Raw genomic sequence first — 17,979 nt, 5'->3', positions numbered from 1 at the left:
TAATGACTAAACTAATAATGAGTAGGATATCCTTCGTTTTGTTAGTCGCTAAATTAAGATTGAAGTACTGAACGACGATCATTGTAGCGTAACAATCTATTATATTTGATACTTGAACTTGGCCCGTGAACCCTACCCCTCCAACACCTCTCGCATGGCTTTGGCCTTTAACAAACATTCTTGATATTCCTTTTCGGGAACCGACTTGGCCGTTATTGCGCTACCAACAGCATAGGACACATAATTCTTGCTTTCGTTGTACAATATACTGCGTATGACCACATTAAAATCAAAATTACCATAGGGAGTAATATAGCCGACAGCGCCGCTATACAGTCCTCGTTTAAAGGATTCCAGCTCTTCTATTATTTTCATGGCAGATACTTTTGGTGCGCCTGTCATGCTACCCATAGGAAAGGTTTCCCTGAGTACTTGAATCGGGTCTATATCATCTGGAACCAAGGCTGAAACCGTTGAAATCATTTGATGTACTTGCTTAAATGAATACACCTTGCATAATTCTTCTACTACAACGCTTCCCTTTAATGCGCTTTTGGACAGGTCGTTGCGAACCAAATCTACAATCATTATGTTTTCTGAGCGTTCCTTTTCATCGGCTTGCAAATCCTTGCTATTTTGCTCATCATTGTCCACATTTTTAGAACGAGGTGCAGTCCCTTTTATAGGTTGGGAAACTACTTTTGTACCCGTTTTTTTTAAATAACGTTCTGGACTGGCGCACATCAAATAGTTGTCGAACAGTTTCAGGTATGTGGCAAAAGGTGAGGAGGATATAGCATTTAGTTTTTTGTACGTGTGCAATGCATCTAGCTGCAAATCTTCGGCATAGAATTCTTGACAGAAATTTGCCTCATAAATATCACCTTTATGAATATGCGCCAACATTTGGTTGACCTTAGTGAAATACTCATCCTTAAAAATTCGCATTTTTATATGAACATCGGCATCAGGGGCTTTAACATCAGTCTCTTGAAACGTTCCATAAGATAATATTTCAAAATCAGACGATATTTCTTCTGCCACCATATTCAAATACCTGAACTGAACTTCATTCCCTTGAATACTAATAATTTTTTTGGGTTGAAAAAAATAAAGCTCGGGAAATTCCAAGCCATCAAAATTTGTAGAAGATAAGTCTTCTATATCATTTTTAAGGTCATAACTTAAGTAGCCAAAAATCCAATCTTTTACTTGCGCCTGATATTCCGCTAGATCTTTAAATCCGTTATGTGCATCGGTAGAAATTGCAGTTAATCCATCTACGGCCATAAGGGAGTCAAAAGAAGTGTATAGATTTTCATGACAGTTGCTATCCAACCAAACTACCTCATTAAAATGACGTGACCATTCCAAAAGATTCTCTTTGAAATTTGAGATATTAGCAACCGTGAAACGAAGGGTCTTTCTCAAGAACTAGCGAATTGAAGCTAAGAACGTTTCTAACTTTTCTGAATGTTCAGATGCCAACGCTGTGTCCAAAATTCCTTTGTCTACATCAAAATTATCCGTAAAGCTTGGAAGCGAAAAAGTATCGGTAATCTCAGCACCAAAACGTGAAAGAACTTTTTCACATACTTCCAAAGAGCTCTGAGCACCTCTTTTTCCTCCAGATGTTGCCATTAAAAATACCTTTTGCTCCCTAATAAAATCCTTATCTACTCTAGACAGCCAATCGATGAGGTTTTTAAAATAAGCCGAAGGATTACTGTTGTGCTCGTTTACGGATAAAATAATTCCAGAAGCTTTTTTAATATCTTCTTTATACTCCACCAACGAATTGGAAAAACCATGTTCCTTTTCGTAGTCCTCGCTATACATGGGAAAGGGATATTTGGCCATATCCAATAATCGCAGTTCCCGCCCGTTTATCAAAGAGGCCGTGTAGCGTACCAATTTATAATTGATAGAAGTTGATGAATTACTACCTGCAAATCCTAATATATATGACATCTGGCTCATTTTTTCGATTACGAAAATAGCCCAAATACCATTGAGTTGCCAGTATTTTGTCTAATTTCGCAGCGCGAAACGTCCAAAGGTGCTCGCAATGAAGTATATAGCTTTAGAATGAACAAAATTAACGCTAAAAATACACGACTATATTTTGTTGATGCCATTCGTGCATGGGCCATCCTGATGATGCTACAAGGTCATTTTATAGACGGACTGCTAGACAATGCCTTTCGTGATGATTCCAACATGTTTTTTGGTATTTGGAAATATTTCAGAGGAATAACCGCACCGGTATTCTTTACTGTTTCTGGATTTATCTTCACCTACCTTTTAATAAAAGTACCTGAACAAGGCTGGGACAACCCAAGAGTAAAAAAAGGAATTAAACGTGGTTTGGAACTACTACTAATTGGTTATCTACTTCGCCTAAATCTATTTGGCTTGTTTAAAGGGGAAATTTACAGCTCTTTTTATCTGGTAGATGTGCTACATTGTATAGGGCTTTCCATACTTTGCATCATTACCATCTATTTGTTGACAGCCAAGCGACAGAAGTGGTTGCTTCCTATTATTTTAGTAACTACCACAATGGTCTTGTTCATCTTTGAACCTTGGTACAAACCAGTTGATTTTCAAGTTTTACCACAATGGTTAGCGAATTACCTTACCAAAGCAAACGGTTCCGTATTCACCATTATACCATGGTTTGGATACGCCACCTTTGGCAGTTTTGCCTCGGTGCTATTTTATCGCTACCGCAACAGTAAGCGCTTATATCCGATGGCCATTGGCATATCTGCACTATTGGGTTTTGTGCTGATTTTTTATTCTTCCGATGCTTTCTTAGCATTTTCAGGGGCAACGGGTATATCCCTATTTAAAGCTATTTTTTATAATAATTATCTCTTCATTAGGCTTGGGGATGTTTTGTTGGTTTTCAGCGTATTTATGCTGTTTAGACACTTTTTGACGAACAGAACACTCTTGCGACTGGGTCAAAGTACCTTATCCATCTATATTATTCATTTTATTATTCTCTATGGCAGCTTCACTGGACTAGGACTGTATGGCTTCTTTCATCACGCTGTAAGCCCCGTCATTCTTATTCCAGGAGTACTCGTGTTTGTGGTGGTTTGCTCCTATTTGGCACTGCGATATGAAGACCACAAAGCAAGCATTAAGCTATCGTTACACAATTATTTAAATGTAGTACGAAAACGACTAGAATATTCACTTTTGTTTGGTTTTAGCCTGATACGGAACTTTTCCCTGAAATTGGCAAAATTATTTGGACTGATTAAGAATTGAGTCCCGCTATTTTAGTTGTCGCTTCTTTGGCTTAATTTGTAAAAAAATTAGAATCATGAGCGATAATACATACGCACCCATTCAAGTAGACTTAGAGAAAGACAAGAAATACGCATGGTGTACATGCAGCCATAGCGCGAACCAACCATTTTGTGATGGAGCCCATAGAGCACACAACAAACCACCTTCCTTAGGATTTAGCGTTGAAGAGGACAAATCGTCCTTTTTATGCACTTGTAAAAAAACTAGTAATCCTCCTTATTGTGATGGGAGTCATAAGAATTAGCATTTAGCCAGGTTAAAATTAATGGAGTTTAAAAAATAAAAAAGCAGCCTTTTCGGGCTGCTTTTTCGTTATTAATTTACATAAATAGTTACTTTTAAATATGCAAGGCACGGTCTTCCGTTGCGGCCAATGCCGCTTCCTTAACGGCTTCTGCATAGGTCGGGTGGGCATGGCTCATACGCGCCATATCCTCTGCAGATGCTCGAAACTCCATTGCGGTAACCGCTTCTGTAATCAAATCTGCACATCGTGCACCGATCATGTGTACGCCTAATACTTCATCGGTTGATTTATCGGCCAATATTTTTACGAATCCGTCTATATCGCCGCTTGCCCTAGAACGACCTAAAGCCCTCATCGGAAACTGACCTACTTTATAGGCCACTCCGGCTTCTTTTAATTCTTCTTCGGTTTTGCCAACGGCAGCAACCTCTGGCCAAGTATAAACAACACCTGGAATAAGATTATAATCGATATGTGGTTTTTGACCCGCCAACTGCTCAGCTACCAAGGTACCTTCCTCTTCTGCCTTATGTGCTAGCATAGCTCCTTTTACCACATCTCCTATAGCATAGATGTTATCCACATTTGTTTTAAGATGACCATCTACCGCTACTCTACCACGCTCATCTAGTGCAACACCTGCCGCCTCTAGGTTTAATCCTTTGGTAAACGGGCTTCTTCCTACGGATACCAAACAGTAATCACCTTCGAATACCACTTCATTCCCTTTTTTATCGTCTGCCTTCACCGTAATTTTAGCCCCTTTTCGTTCAACGGATTTGACTTTATGCGAAAGGGCAAATTTCACTTTTTGCTTTTTCAGCACTTTCATGAGTTCCTTGGAAAGTGCGGCATCCATTGTTGGAATAATGCGATCCATATATTCTACGACCGTGACTTCTGCCCCGAGCCTTTTGTATACCTGACCGAGTTCCAATCCAATAACCCCGCCACCGATAACGATCATGTGCTTTGGTATTTCCTTTAACTTCAAAGCCTCTGTGGAGGTAATGATTCGTTCCTTATCTACTTTTATAAAAGGCAATGTCGAAGGCTTTGAACCTGTTGCAATAATAACATGTTTGGCTTCTATCGTATCTGTACTACCGTCGTCTTTCGTTATGTTCACGTGGGTAGCATCCTTAAAACTACCCAGACCTTGCAGTACATCAATTTTATTTTTATCCATTAAAAATTCAATACCCTTTGTGGTCTGATCTACAACAGCTTGCTTTCTGCCGATCATTTTTTCTAGATTGACTTTGATTTCCCCAGAAATTTCAATTCCATGCTCTTCAAAGTGCTTTACGCTATCTTCATAATGATGCGAAGAATCCAACAACGCTTTCGAAGGTATACAGCCAACATTCAAACAAGTGCCTCCTAACGTTGGATATTTTTCAATTATTGCGGTTTTCATTCCCAGTTGGGCACAACGGATTGCGGCAACATATCCTCCAGGTCCCGAGCCTATTATGGCTACATCATATTGATTCATAAATTGTATTTTTCAAATTATTGTAAAATTAATACTATTTTCTGTTTTTAAAGCGGGATTACGGTAGAATGCTTTACCTCTTTAATTGTAAAGGAACTCTGGGTGCTCCCAATGTGGTTTATAGCCGTAAGCTTAGAAACCATGAAGTCGCGAAAGTCCTGCATATCCTTTACCACTATTTTTACCAAATAATCATAATCGCCGCTTAAATGGTGGCATTCTACCACCTCTTCCAATTGCAAAACTTCCCGTTCAAATTGTTTGATGTAATCCCTAGTGTGCTGTACCAGTTTTATATGGCAGAATACCGTGAAATTTTTATCTACTTGGGTTGAATCGACTAAAGCTACATAGCTTTTTATTGTTTTCGATTTTTCTAATCTCTTAATGCGCTCGTACACTGCGGTAGTAGAAAGTCCCAATTGGTGGGCATATTCCTTGGTTGTCTTTTTACAGTTTTCCTGTAACAGGTTCAACAGCTTTAAATCGGTACTATCTAATTTCATGATGAAACGTTTTCTATTATACGTATTGTGCAGCCTTCATATCAGTTATATCATCTAAATATATTAAAATTATAGTTTTATATTCTGGTAAAATACATTCCGATTGACAATTAATCTTATAAAATATATATTTACCTATAAAATACACTATTATGAGTAAAAAAGCAGCAAACGATTTACAGGATTTGCAATATTTTGGAGAGTATGGTGGCGTTAACCCGTCTATATCCGATTCATCTACGTACACCTTTTTATCGGCCAAAACGATGTTCGATACTTTTGAAGGCAATACGGAAGGCTGCTATCTTTACAGTCGACATTCCTCTCCCTCCAACCTTTACTTGGGCGAAGCGTTGGCGGCATTGGAAGGTACGGAAAGCGCGAACGTCACCGCCAGTGGCATGGGTGCCATAACCGCTGTCATTCTACAACTATGTAACGCAGGAGATCACATTATTAGTAGCAGAACCATATATGGTGGTACTTATGCCTTCATGAAAAATTTCCTAAAGAAGTTTAATATCGAAACCTCTTTTGTGGACATCACCGATATGGAAGCTGTTAAAAACGCCATGACACCGAATACCAAAATGATATATTGCGAAAGTGTTAGCAACCCCTTGTTGGAAGTTGCAGATATCGCTGCTTTGGCCAAGATTTCACATAAAAATAACATGCCTTTAGTAGTCGACAACACTTTTTCACCTTTAACGATTCGTCCGGCAACTTTGGGAGCGGATATCGTAATCCATAGCCTCACTAAATTCATCAACGGAACTAGCGACTGCGTTGCAGGCGTGGTTTGCGGCACTACCGATTTTTGCCTAAGCCTGAAAGATGTAAATAACGGTGCAGGAATGCTTCTGGGCAGTACGCTAGATAGTCAAAGGGCAGCATCCATATTAAAAAATATGCGCACCCTGCACATCAGAATGCAGAAGCACAGCGAAAACGCCCTATTTCTTGCGGAAAAATTCGTAGCCGACGGGTTACGTGTGGTATACCCAGGGCTTCCCTCCCATCCCGGACATTTAAAAATGAAAGGGCAAATGAATCCACAATATGGCTTTGGTGGTCTAATGACCATAGATGTGGGTTCCTTGGAACGTGCAAACACACTAATGGAATTGATGCAAGAAAAGAAATTGGGCTACTTGGCTGTAAGCTTAGGATTCTACAAAACATTGTTCAGTGCTCCTGGTAGTTCAACTTCCTCCGAAATTCCAGAGGAGGAACAAAAAGAAATGGGACTTGGCGATGGATTAATTCGTTTTTCGATAGGATTGGACCACGATATTCAACGCACCTACGAACAAATGAAAGAATGTATGGCAGCGTTGGGAATTCTAGAAACTAGGACTGCGGCACGCTAATAGCGCTTTCGCGCTCAGCTTGCACATCCGTGCCATAAGTTGTAATATTACAGGATAACCAAACCGATTATTAATGGCCAAGCAAAACCCAAATAAACATAGACAGAACGAAAATATTGTCGAAAACAACGAACTAAGTATCTGGGAAGCATTGATTCCCGTGATTGTTTTGGTAGGAATGTTAGCCTACAATGTATATGTTTTTGGAGATGACGCTTTAAGTGGTTCCAATCAGTTTGTATTATTATTAGGAGGAGCGGTAGCTGCCATTGTAGGTTTCTTGAATAAAGTTTCCTACAAAAGAATGATTGCAGAGGTAGCGGAAAATGTGAAGTCTACAACCGGTGCCCTACTCATACTGTTGATGGTGGGTGCGCTCGCAGGAACATAGCTGATTAGTGGAATTATCCCTGCTATGATTTATTATGGGCTTCAAATATTGAACCCTACTATTTTTCTTGCAGCTTGTGTAATCATCTGTGCCATAATATCAATTGCGACTGGAAGCAGCTGGACCACATCCGCTACTGTAGGAATTGCGCTAATAGGTATCGGTGATGCCTTGGGAATCTCATTGGGAATGACTGCAGGTGCTGCTCTTTCAGGCGCCTATTTTGGAGACAAACTATCACCGTTAAGCGATACCACAAACCTCGCTCCGGCAATGGCGGGAGGTGAACTTTTTAGTCATATCAAGTATATGACCATCACTACCATACCAACCATTTTAGTTACGTTAACCGTTTTTATTATTATAGGATTAAATTTAGATACTTCAGGAACCGCAGATATAGATGGTATATTAAAATCCATAGAGGTAAGTTTCAACATCAATGGATGGTTATTTATAGTTCCGCTTGTGGTTATCCTTTTAATCGTGAAAAAAACACCTCCTCTGGCGGCATTACTTATCGGAACGCTTCTAGGCGGTGTATTCGCCCTGTTGTTTCAACCAGATATTGTAGCGGGCATCACCAATGCAAAAGAGTTGACTTTTGAATCTGGCTACAAGGGTATTCTTAAGGCAATAACAGTGAATACGACCATACCCACGGAGAATGAAGCACTAAGCGACCTTTTTGCTGCAAAAGGCATGGCAGGTATGTTAGGCACAATTTGGCTTATAGTTTGCGCTATGGTTTTTGGGGGTATTATGGATGGTATTGGAGCACTGTCACGCATTAGCGCATCCCTCTTGAGTATGGCAAAAACTACGTTTGGACTCTTTTCCAGCACCGTAGCAAGCTGTTTGGCCTTGAATGTTACTGCTTCTGACCAGTATCTAGCTATAGTTGTCCCTGGTAAAATGTTTGCAAAAGCCTATGCGGACAGAGGTCTTGCACCGGAAAACCTAAGCCGTACCCTAGAAGATTCTGGTACGGTTACATCGGTTTTAATCCCTTGGAATACATGTGGCGCCTATCACAGTGGAGTCTTGGGCGTTAGTGTAGCAGACTATTTTATGTTTGCCATTTTTAATTGGTTAAGCCCTATTATGACATTGATTTTTGCAGGTTTAGGAATTAAAATTAAACAATTGGCAACGAAAGTAACTGCATAGTTTACTAGGCGTATCACCAAACTCCGTTTATAAGAAATGGTCCAATTTAGCATCTTTGGGTACTTCATAAACAACCCATTAAATTGTACGATATCAATTTACGAGTAATCTATAGTGTATAAAATAATTGCTATATAAGGCGTATTAAAGGTTCTTAGGACAATCAAAGTTTAAATATAAACTGCTTTCATTATTTACTTTACTAAACACTTACATTTTCTACTTATATTTTTTAATTTCACGTTATAATTTTAAAGACAACACAATGGCTACAGTTACATTAAAAGGAAATACTATAAATACATTGGGAACATTGCCCTCAGCCGGGAGTAAGGCTCCTGAATTTCAATTGACTACCAATGATTTGGCTACGGTAAAACTTTCGGATTATGCAGGCTCTCGAGTAGTCTTGAATATCTTTCCAAGTGTAGATACAGGAACCTGCGCGCAATCCGTAAGACAATTTAATACAGAGGCAGCAGAACTGGATAACACTATTGTACTCTGCGTATCTAAAGACCTACCCTTTGCCCAAGCTCGTTTTTGCGGTGCGGAAGGCATAGAAAACGTTGAAATGCTTTCAGATTTTAAAGATGGTAATTTTGGAAAGGCCTACAATGTTTCTTTTACAGATGGCCCCTTAGCACCTTTACACTCTAGAGCTGTTGTAGTTATAGACGAAAAAGGAAGCGTAGTATACGCAGAACAGGTGCCGGAAATAGTAGACGAACCAAATTATAAAGCTGCATTAGAAGCATTAATGGCATAGAAAACAGCCAAACAGTATGCCTAAAGAATCCTTTCTAGTAAATAGAATAAAGAGTATTGGCTTCGCAATTCGCGGAGCCATACTTTTAATACGCACAGAGGCCAGTATAAAAATTCAGGTTTGTTTAGGTCTGATTATGACTGCGGCCGGTTTTTATTTTGATATCAGCGCTTCGGAATGGATGATTCAAATTTTTGCAATTGCCCTTGTATTAGGAACGGAAGGTATGAACACGGCAGTAGAAAAACTATCCGATTACATACAGCCAGAATTTGATAAAAAAATTGGTCTAATAAAGGATGTTTCTGCAGGTGCCGTAATGTTAGTTTCCATAGCAGCCAGTATCATTGGCTGTATTATATATTTCCCTAAGATTTTTTAAATAGACAAACTGGACGGCTTAGGTCGTAAATTTGTAATTTAGCCCCTAGAACAAATCGATTCATGGCAAAGAAGGCAACCAAAAGAAAGCCCAAACCTACTCAAAAGAAAACACCGTTTATCTTGTCCAAGCAGAATAAGATTATCTTGGGTAGTCTACTTGCGCTGTTTAGTATTGCCCTATTTTTCTCCTTTATCTCCTTTTATTTTACATGGCAAGAAGACCAAAGCTTGTTAACGGAATTTAATGACCGTAACGAACAGGCAAAAAATCTTTTGAACAAATTTGGCGCCAGTGTAAGTCACTTTTTTGTGTATCGAGGTTTTGGCATATCGGCCCTGATTTTTCCACTTTTACTTTGTTTAAGCGGTATATATATGTTTTTGGGGCTAGAGAAAAAAGGACTCCTTAAAAAATGGATATGGGGACTCATATTTATCATCTGGATTTCTGTTACCCTTGGATTTTTCGCTACAGAAAGTCCGCTTTTAGGTGGTTTGATAGGCTATGAAATCAACGACTTTCTACAGGACTATGCAGGAAAAATCGGTGTATTACTACTACTGCTATTTGGTCTTGTTTTTATTACCGTCCGCTTATTTAAGCTTACACCAGAAGGAGTTGCCTCTTTTTTCAAATCTAGGAAGGAAGCATTGTCATCAGAATTCAAGTCTGCTAAGAAACCTCGTTCAGAAACGGAAGAAACGCTGACATCTAGTCTGGACGAAGAACCAATTGTTATTGATACCTACACCCATAAAGCTGAAATTCCATATATAGAAAAAGAACCGGAATCCAACGATTTTGAAATTACCGTTCCTAAAGAACCGGAAGAGGAAGAACCTTCACTGAATATGGAAGTAGAGGAAATTATAGAAGAACAAGAAGAGTCGGATTTGCTTGCCAATAAGCTCGTAGATGATTTTGGTGAGTTTGACCCTACCCTAGAACTGGGCAACTACAAATTCCCCACAATAGAACTTCTGGATCCGCATGGTGTCACCGGTGGTATCACGATTAATCAGCAAGAGCTAGAGGAAAACAAGGACCGTATTGTAGACACCTTAAAGAACTACAAAATAGGGATTGCACAAATAAAAGCAACCATAGGACCTACGGTTACCTTATATGAAATTGTACCAGAAGCAGGTGTTCGTATTTCTAAGATTAAGAACTTAGAAGATGATATTGCCCTATCCTTGGCCGCATTGGGCATACGAATTATTGCTCCGATACCCGGTAAAGGCACTATTGGTATAGAAGTTCCGAACAAAAACGCAAGCATCGTTTCCATGCGGTCTGTAATTGCATCCAAGAAATTTCAAAACGCGGAAATGGAACTACCTATCGCGTTTGGCAAAACAATCAGTAATGAAACCTTTGTGGTAGATTTGGCAAAAATGCCTCACTTGCTCATGGCAGGAGCTACGGGACAAGGAAAATCGGTGGGACTTAATGCGGTATTGACCTCATTACTCTATAAGAAACATCCTGCTGAGGTTAAATTTATTCTTGTAGACCCAAAGAAAGTGGAACTTACACTCTACAATAAAATAGAACGCCATTTCTTGGCTAAACTACCGGATTCAGAAGAGGCTATTATCACCGATAATACCAAGGTAATACATACTTTGAATTCGCTTTGTATAGAGATGGACAATCGATATGAGCTACTTAAACTAGCTATGGTACGAAACATTAAGGAATATAACACCAAATTTAAGGCTAGGAAACTAAACCCTAACGACGGGCATAAATTTCTACCCTATATAGTTTTAGTTATTGATGAATTTGCAGATTTGATCATGACCGCCGGGAAAGAAGTAGAAACACCGGTTGCCAGACTGGCACAATTGGCCAGAGCAATTGGGATACACTTGATTATCGCCACCCAGCGTCCATCAGTCAATGTAATTACTGGAATCATTAAGGCCAACTTCCCGGCAAGATTAGCCTTTAGGGTGACTTCAAAAATAGATTCCAGAACTATTTTAGATGCTCAAGGAGCGGACCAACTTATAGGTCGTGGAGATATGTTATTTACCCAAGGCAATGATGTTACACGTATACAATGTGCCTTCGTAGATACACCAGAGGTAGCTAAAATCACAGAATACATCGGTAGCCAACGCGCTTACCCAGAAGCCCATGAATTACCCGAGTATGTAGGCGAAGATTCTGGCACGAGTGTTGATAATATTATATCCGAAAGAGACGGCAAATTTCGGGAGGCAGCAGAAGTTATTGTAATTGCGCAACAAGGCTCCGCATCTTTAATACAAAGAAAGTTAAAGCTTGGTTATAATCGAGCAGGGCGAATTGTTGACCAACTAGAAGCGGCAGGTATTGTTGGTCCTTTTGAAGGTAGTAAAGCCAGGCAAGTGCTAATTCCCGATCTCGTAGCCTTACAATTATTATTGGATAATGAATAAAACGATCATAATTAGTATAGAAAAACCTTAGGATAATTCGTTTAAACAAAATATAAATAGAAGAAGTAAATTCGTATCAATGAAAAAAGTAATTGTATTATTCGTGTTTTTATTAGCAACAAGTGTTTCTCATGCTCAAAGCTCGGCAAAGGCTAAAGCCCTGCTTGACGAGGTGTATGCTAAAGTAAAAAGCTACGACAATATATTTGTAGATTTCAAATTTGACCTAAACAACACGGAAGCAGGAATAAAACAGGAAACGCGTGGCGATGTTACCTTATCGGGAGAAAAGTATATTTTTAATTATTTAGGCGCCCAACAGTTATACGACGGCAACAAAGTATATACAGTTGTGCCAGAAAATGAAGAAGTAACCATAGAAGACCAGTCCGAGGATGAAAATGCCATGACACCATCTAAAATGCTAACGTTTTACAGGTCTGGACACAATTATGAAATGGATATCCTACAAAACGTACAGGGTCGTAAAATACAGTATGTAAAACTTACGCCGATAGATTCAGAAACTGAAATAAAATCCCGGCTATTGGGTATCGATCAGGAAACGAAGCATATTTACAAACTTATTGAAACCGGTAAAAATGGTACAAAAACCACCATTACTGTTAATTCTTTTAAAACGAATCAACCTTTATCGCAAACCTTATTTACTTTTGATACGTCTAAGTATGAGGACAAAGGGTACTATATCATAAGAAATTAGAACATTTGAGAATTTTAGATCGGTATATACTATCAAGGTTCGTTTTTAATTTTATCAGCTCGTTTGTTATATTGATGTTCATCTTCATATTTCAAACGATTTGGCTTTTTATAGATGATTTAGCTGGCAAAGGGCTGGACATTATCATTATTGGAAAGTTCCTATTTTACCTTTTACCAGACCTTACGGAAAAGGTACTGCCACTGACCGTACTGCTCTCCTCTATTCTTACCTTTGGAAATCTTGCGGAAAACTACGAATTCGCCGCTATGAAAGCCTCCGGTATTTCCTTACAACGGGCAATGCTAAGCATAATTATTTTTGTAACTGTTCTGGGTGGAGTCACGTTCTTTTTTGCTAATGATGTAATTCCACTTTCACAACGAAAAATATTTAATCTTAGACGTAATATTGCCAAAGTTAAACCTGCCGTAGCTGTAGCAGAAGGTGTTTTCAGTGATTTTGAAGGTACTGGAATGAATATTAAGGTCGATGAAAAATATGGTGAGAATGATCGTTTTCTTCGCAACGTGATCATTCATGAGAAATCTAATATGAATGTCAATAATACCGTAATAAAGGCGAAAACCGGAGAACTAAAAAGCACTGAAAGTTCCGATATTCTTCAACTCATACTAAAGGACGGTCACTACTATAAGGACGTAGTTAGCAAATCAAACAAAAACAAGCTTAAATTTCCGTTCGCTCAAGGAGATTTTGACACATATATCATAAATATTGATCTCTCCGACTTTAATAATGTAGATTTAGATGAAGAGCGCGATATCAGCACGGCAAAAATGAAGAATATCTCCAGGTTGACCTTGGATATAGATTCTATTAAAAATGATAATTTTAGAATTGTACGGGCGTTTTCCAAAAATATAACTTCCAGAGTTGGGGTTTTTGTCGAATTAGAGCCCAAGGATACTACCCGTGTTAAAGATGAAGCGAGACTTCAAAAAGACTCCATATTAGCAGCGAAGATAAAAGCAGTCAAAGAAGACCCTATAAAACAAGATTCCATAAAGAAAGATATTTTACATTTGTTTCCGGAATGGCAACAAATTCAGGTTGTGAATAATGCAAAAAACGCCACCTCGGGAATCTTAGGGTCAATACGAGGCAAGAAAGAAGAGATGGGTAATAGGTACAAGAATTACAACCTTCACATCCTATCGCTTCATAACAAGTATGCCTTGGCATTCTCCTGTATCATTCTCTTTTTTGTAGGTGCTCCCTTAGGTGCAATCATTAGAAAAGGAGGATTAGGACTACCGATGGTCATAGCTATCGTATTGTTCTTAATCTACTATTTTATTGGGGTATTCGCCGGCAATTATGCTAAGGAGGGTAATATTAATCCTATTTTAGGGGCTTGGTTATCTACCCTAATCATGTTGCCCTTGGGTATTTTCTTTACAAAAAGAGCAACAGCGGATAAAGGAATGGTGAACTTTGGTGCTATTACAGATTTTTTCCAAATGATATTCAGAAAACTGAAGAAAAAGAAAGTTGATGACAACAAAAACACAGCATAAGATACAGCTCAATAGCATAAGTGATGCCATAGCAGATATTCAAGAAGGCAAGGTAATTATTGTAGTTGATGATGAAAATAGAGAGAACGAGGGTGACTTTTTAGCTGCTGCCCAACTAGCAACACCTGAGACCATAAACTTTATGGCAACACACGGCAGAGGCCTTATTTGCGCTCCCTTAACCGAAGGTAGGTGCAAGGAATTGGGACTTCATATGATGGTTACCAATAACACGGACCCTATGGAAACCGCATTTACCGTTTCAGTAGATCTTAGAGGAAAAGGAGTTACTACCGGAATTTCTGCTTCGGATAGGTATAAAACAGTTTTGGCACTTACAGATGATGAGACCAAACCGCACGATTTGGCAAGACCAGGCCATATTTTTCCGCTTGTAGCCAAAGAAGGAGGTGTTTTAAGAAGAACTGGGCACACGGAAGCTGCGATAGATTTTGCGCGTTTGGCAGGACTACAGCCCGCAGGGATTATTGTAGAAATAATGAACGAAGACGGATCCATGGCGCGTTTGCCACAACTGGTGAAAGTCGCAGAAAAGTTTGATTTAAAAATCGTTTCTATTGAAGACTTGGTGGCCTATAGAATGGAACACGATAGCTTGATCGATAAAGAAACGGATTTCGATATTACCACCCGTTTTGGCGATTTTAGACTACGTGCCTACAAACAGACGACAAATAACCATGTTCATATAGCGTTAACGAAAGGGCTATGGAGCAAAGATGATGAAGTGCTTACCCGTATCAACTCCACCTTAATTAACAATGATATTTTAGGCACATTGACCAATAGTCCCGATGAGAAATTGGAAAATATGTTCAAGGCCATAAATAATGAAGGAAGAGGAGCCATTGTGTTCATCAACCAAGATTACGAATCCTTAAACCTATTATCGCGTTTAAAAGAACTTAAGGAGCTACAAAAACAGGGAACCTATAAAGCACCTAAAATAGAGATGGACACGCGTGACTTTGGCATTGGCGCACAGATACTTCATGATTTAGGTATTACTAAAATGAAACTGCTTACCAATAGTCAACAATCCAAACGCGTTGGTATTGTAGGCTACGGATTGGAAATAGTTGATTATGTATCCTATTAAATTACCCTTTTAGCACATCGGAAATAACCTGTGCCATTTGTTGAGCTCTTTTCGCTACTTCTTCTTTGGTCCAGCTTAATTTCACTAATGAGGATATCGTTCTTCCCATCCAGGCATCAGACCTTGAAAAATCCGATGTGCTGTAGTCTGGTAGGCCATTGATTACTTCTTGAGGAAACTTTCCAAGGGTCTTCAGTTTAACTAAGTGTTGCCATTTCCTGTAATAATGCCAATTATTATCATACCAGTAAAAGCAAACATCCACGCCAGCTTCGCTTAATCCCTTATGTACTTTTCGCGCCAGATGTTCCGTAGGCAAAAAGAAATTGAGAAATGAATAATTCTCCACGCCGCCCTCCGGAACACGTCTAAATGTAACGCCTTTTATTCCAGTCAACGCATTACGCAAAATGGAATAATGATTTTTTTGAATCGCTATAAATTCATCCAATCGTTGTACTTGGGCACAACCCACTGCTGCATTCAATTCAGAAATCCTAAAATTATATCCTAAAAAGGGATGGGTCTCCGCTCCTCTATCAGTTCCCACATGGTCATGACCATGATCTGAGTAATGGTCCGCATTTTTGTAATAGGCTTCATCATTGGTAATTAACGCTCCACCTTCACCACAAGTAATTGTTTTTACAAAATCAAACGAAAAACAGCCCAGATCTCCATAACTACCCAAAGGCTTACCCTCATAAGTGCCGCCTATCGCTTGACAGGCATCTTCCAACAATAGCAACTTATGGCTTGTACAAATAGCTTTCAATGCTGCTAAATTTGCCATAGAACCACACATATGTACCGGCATTACCACCTTGGTTTGTGGGGTAATTGCTTGTTCGACTGCTAGAGGATCAAGAGTCAAGGTATCATCTATATCTACCAAAACCGGAATTGCTCCAATAGCGAGTATAGATTCGAAACTTGCTACAAAAGTAAACGTAGGCATAATCACTTCATCTCCAGCTCCAACGCCTGCCGCTTGCAAAGCTACCGTAAGTGCAGCTGTACCACTACTTACTAATTGTGCATACTTGGTCTGCATGCGCTCTGCTACCGCATATTCTAATTCCTTTGCTTTCCAATGACCGTTTCGCATACCATCGAATCCGTAGCGCATTAATACACCAGAATCTAATACATCTTGTACCTGTGACTTTTCTGCTTCTCCAAATAATTCAAATCCTGGCATTTATCTATTTTTTTTAAAAAAAAGCCTTAAGCAGCTAAGTTTCAAAGTTACAATACATCTTATTAAAGGCAAATACATAATTAAGTTCAAGTTCAAAAAATAGAAATACTTAAAAAGACCGATATGAGTAACATTTAAATTGCATCTGAACTTTTAAGATTTCACTTTACTATTGTTTTATTACGGCTTTAAACCGGAGCAGTTTTGAAAAATTAAAATTACGCTTAGGCTACAGAAACAATTAATCAAAGAACCATAGTTTTACAGCCAAAATCACGACCATACTAACCAAAAATATTTTTATAAATCCATCACCTTTTTTTACTGAAAACCGACTTGCCAACCAGGCCCCACTGCCATTACCAATAGCTAGAATGAGACCTATTTTCCAATTCACTTTATCGTTATATGCAAAAACGGCTAATGCAGAAATCATATAGAAGAAAACAACGGCAACTTTGGTGGCATTAGATCGTACCAAGGACATTCGGTTTACATAATGTAAAAAAAGCATCATTAGAAAACCGAGCCCCGCATTGATAAATCCTCCATAAATACCAAAAAAGAAAAACGCAAACATTCCGAACCAGAGGTATTTTCCAATAAGACGTTCCTCTAAATGAACAAAACTAATTTTAGGGCTAAACACAATGATCAAGACTACGGCAATCATTACAATGGCCAAAATGCGGTTAAATAGCGCCCCGCTCACATCTATAGCGATATAGGCCCCAATAATAGAACCCAGAAAGGCTGCGGAACCTAAATAGATATTGAACGGAAACGTAGTAACACCCTTACTCTTAAAGCCTACGGTAGCCATAGCTGTCTGCACAACAATGGCAACTCGGTTGGTACCATTCGCAATATTGGACGGCAGGCCTATAAAAATCAAAAATGGAAGTGAAAGTAACGACCCGCCGCCTGCGACTGTATTTATAAAGCCCACAATAAAACCCACCAAAATAAGTAGCGGATAATGGTACCATTCTTCCATACTACAAACATACGCTATGGAGAAGAATTTAAGGTAACAAGCTACTGGTAATGTTACGCTAAAATAAACTTATAATACCGTTTATTAAATTTACATTAGATTGATAAACAATATTTTAAAATATAATTATGAAATAATTACTTTATATCCAAGAAATATTGATATTCAAAATAAAAAAGCCTCACGATTTACGTGAGGCTTACTATTGCGGAGGAAGAAGGGATTCGAACCCTCGGAAGCTTACACTTCACAAATCCGGGGATTTGCTACATTAGACCACTCTGCCATTCCTCCATTATTTCAA

At 38.9% G+C, this 17,979-nt stretch carries 15 protein-coding genes, 1 tRNA gene and 1 pseudogene; 10 read left to right on the top strand and 7 right to left on the bottom strand.

All coding sequences use genetic code 11. The annotated features are described in order from the left end of the window. Positions 1–132: 132 nt before the first annotated feature. Positions 133–1,431, bottom strand: a complete 1,299-nt coding sequence (locus MS6x_RS18035; protein WP_482604047.1) for an anthranilate synthase component I family protein — start codon at positions 1,429–1,431, stop codon at positions 133–135. A gap of 3 nt (positions 1,432–1,434) precedes the next feature. After that, the gene (locus MS6x_RS18030; protein ID WP_482604046.1) at positions 1,435–1,971 is read right to left on the bottom strand and encodes an NADPH-dependent FMN reductase; all 537 of its coding nucleotides are present in this window, start codon (positions 1,969–1,971) and stop codon (positions 1,435–1,437) included. 117 nt (positions 1,972–2,088) lie between these two features. Here MS6x_RS18030 and MS6x_RS18025 point away from each other — a divergent pair, with 117 nt between their 5' ends. Together MS6x_RS18025 and MS6x_RS18020 are read left to right on the top strand one after the other, a co-directional pair. Continuing rightward, positions 2,089–3,282, top strand: a complete 1,194-nt coding sequence (locus MS6x_RS18025) for an acyltransferase family protein (RefSeq protein WP_482604045.1) — start codon at positions 2,089–2,091, stop codon at positions 3,280–3,282. 55 nt (positions 3,283–3,337) lie between these two features. Beyond that, positions 3,338–3,568: a CDGSH iron-sulfur domain-containing protein gene (locus MS6x_RS18020; RefSeq protein WP_482604043.1), complete on the top strand. Its 231-nt coding sequence runs from the start codon at positions 3,338–3,340 to the stop codon at positions 3,566–3,568. Positions 3,569–3,662: 94 nt separating this feature from the next. On the opposite strand, the gene lpdA is transcribed toward MS6x_RS18020, so the two are convergent. Next, entirely contained in the window at positions 3,663–5,069 is a 1,407-nt protein-coding gene (gene lpdA, locus MS6x_RS18015; RefSeq protein ID WP_482604041.1) for a dihydrolipoyl dehydrogenase, read from the bottom strand. A 47-nt stretch (positions 5,070–5,116) separates the two neighbouring features. Then, on the bottom strand, positions 5,117–5,575 hold the full coding sequence (locus tag MS6x_RS18010) for an Lrp/AsnC family transcriptional regulator (protein ID WP_482604039.1): 459 nt from the start codon (positions 5,573–5,575) through the stop codon (positions 5,117–5,119). Between the two features lie 152 nt (positions 5,576–5,727). On the opposite strand from MS6x_RS18010, the gene MS6x_RS18005 reads away from it, so the two are divergent. The 8 genes and pseudogenes from MS6x_RS18005 (at position 5,728) to ribB (ending at position 15,477) form a co-directional block, all read left to right on the top strand. Further along, positions 5,728–6,948 carry an aminotransferase class I/II-fold pyridoxal phosphate-dependent enzyme gene (locus tag MS6x_RS18005; RefSeq protein WP_482604037.1) on the top strand — a complete coding sequence of 407 codons (1,221 nt, stop codon included), beginning with the start codon at positions 5,728–5,730 and terminating at the stop codon, positions 6,946–6,948. Positions 6,949–7,021: 73 nt separating this feature from the next. Next, positions 7,022–8,509 (top strand): annotated as a pseudogene (nhaC, locus tag MS6x_RS18000) (Na+/H+ antiporter NhaC). A gap of 265 nt (positions 8,510–8,774) precedes the next feature. After that, a complete protein-coding gene (gene tpx / locus MS6x_RS17995; protein ID WP_482604035.1) occupies positions 8,775–9,278 on the top strand; it encodes a thiol peroxidase in 504 nt (167 codons plus the stop codon). Positions 9,279–9,294: 16 nt separating this feature from the next. After that, positions 9,295–9,660 (top strand): diacylglycerol kinase, encoded by a 366-nt coding sequence (locus tag MS6x_RS17990; RefSeq protein WP_482604034.1) that lies wholly within the window; start codon positions 9,295–9,297, stop codon positions 9,658–9,660. A gap of 62 nt (positions 9,661–9,722) precedes the next feature. Continuing rightward, positions 9,723–12,092, top strand: coding sequence for an FtsK/SpoIIIE family DNA translocase (locus tag MS6x_RS17985; protein ID WP_482604033.1), 2,370 nt, complete (start codon positions 9,723–9,725; stop codon positions 12,090–12,092). A 79-nt stretch (positions 12,093–12,171) separates the two neighbouring features. After that, positions 12,172–12,816 carry an outer membrane lipoprotein periplasmic chaperone LolA1 gene (gene lolA1, locus MS6x_RS17980; protein WP_482604032.1) on the top strand — a complete coding sequence of 215 codons (645 nt, stop codon included), beginning with the start codon at positions 12,172–12,174 and terminating at the stop codon, positions 12,814–12,816. 26 nt (positions 12,817–12,842) lie between these two features. Then, the gene (locus MS6x_RS17975; protein WP_482607192.1) at positions 12,843–14,357 is read left to right on the top strand and encodes an LptF/LptG family permease; all 1,515 of its coding nucleotides are present in this window, start codon (positions 12,843–12,845) and stop codon (positions 14,355–14,357) included. After that, on the top strand, positions 14,335–15,477 hold the full coding sequence (gene ribB, locus MS6x_RS17970; protein WP_482604031.1) for a 3,4-dihydroxy-2-butanone-4-phosphate synthase: 1,143 nt from the start codon (positions 14,335–14,337) through the stop codon (positions 15,475–15,477). Before MS6x_RS17975 ends, ribB begins: the two co-directional genes overlap by 23 nt. Before the next feature lies 1 nt (position 15,478). Here the strand turns inward: ribB and MS6x_RS17965 are convergent, their stop codons facing one another. The 3 genes from MS6x_RS17965 to MS6x_RS17955 form a co-directional block, all read right to left on the bottom strand. Then, positions 15,479–16,678 (bottom strand): DegT/DnrJ/EryC1/StrS family aminotransferase, encoded by a 1,200-nt coding sequence (locus MS6x_RS17965; RefSeq protein WP_482604029.1) that lies wholly within the window; start codon positions 16,676–16,678, stop codon positions 15,479–15,481. 241 nt (positions 16,679–16,919) lie between these two features. Beyond that, a complete protein-coding gene (locus MS6x_RS17960; RefSeq protein WP_482604028.1) occupies positions 16,920–17,675 on the bottom strand; it encodes a sulfite exporter TauE/SafE family protein in 756 nt (251 codons plus the stop codon). Positions 17,676–17,883: 208 nt separating this feature from the next. After that, positions 17,884–17,969: transfer RNA gene (locus MS6x_RS17955), tRNA-Gly, on the bottom strand. Between the last annotated feature and the right edge of the window lie 10 nt (positions 17,970–17,979).

Source organism: Maribacter sp. MS6 (assembly GCF_056839185.1).
The sequence above is the reverse complement of the archived record's forward strand: the minus strand, read 5'-3'. Positions and strand labels throughout refer to the sequence as shown.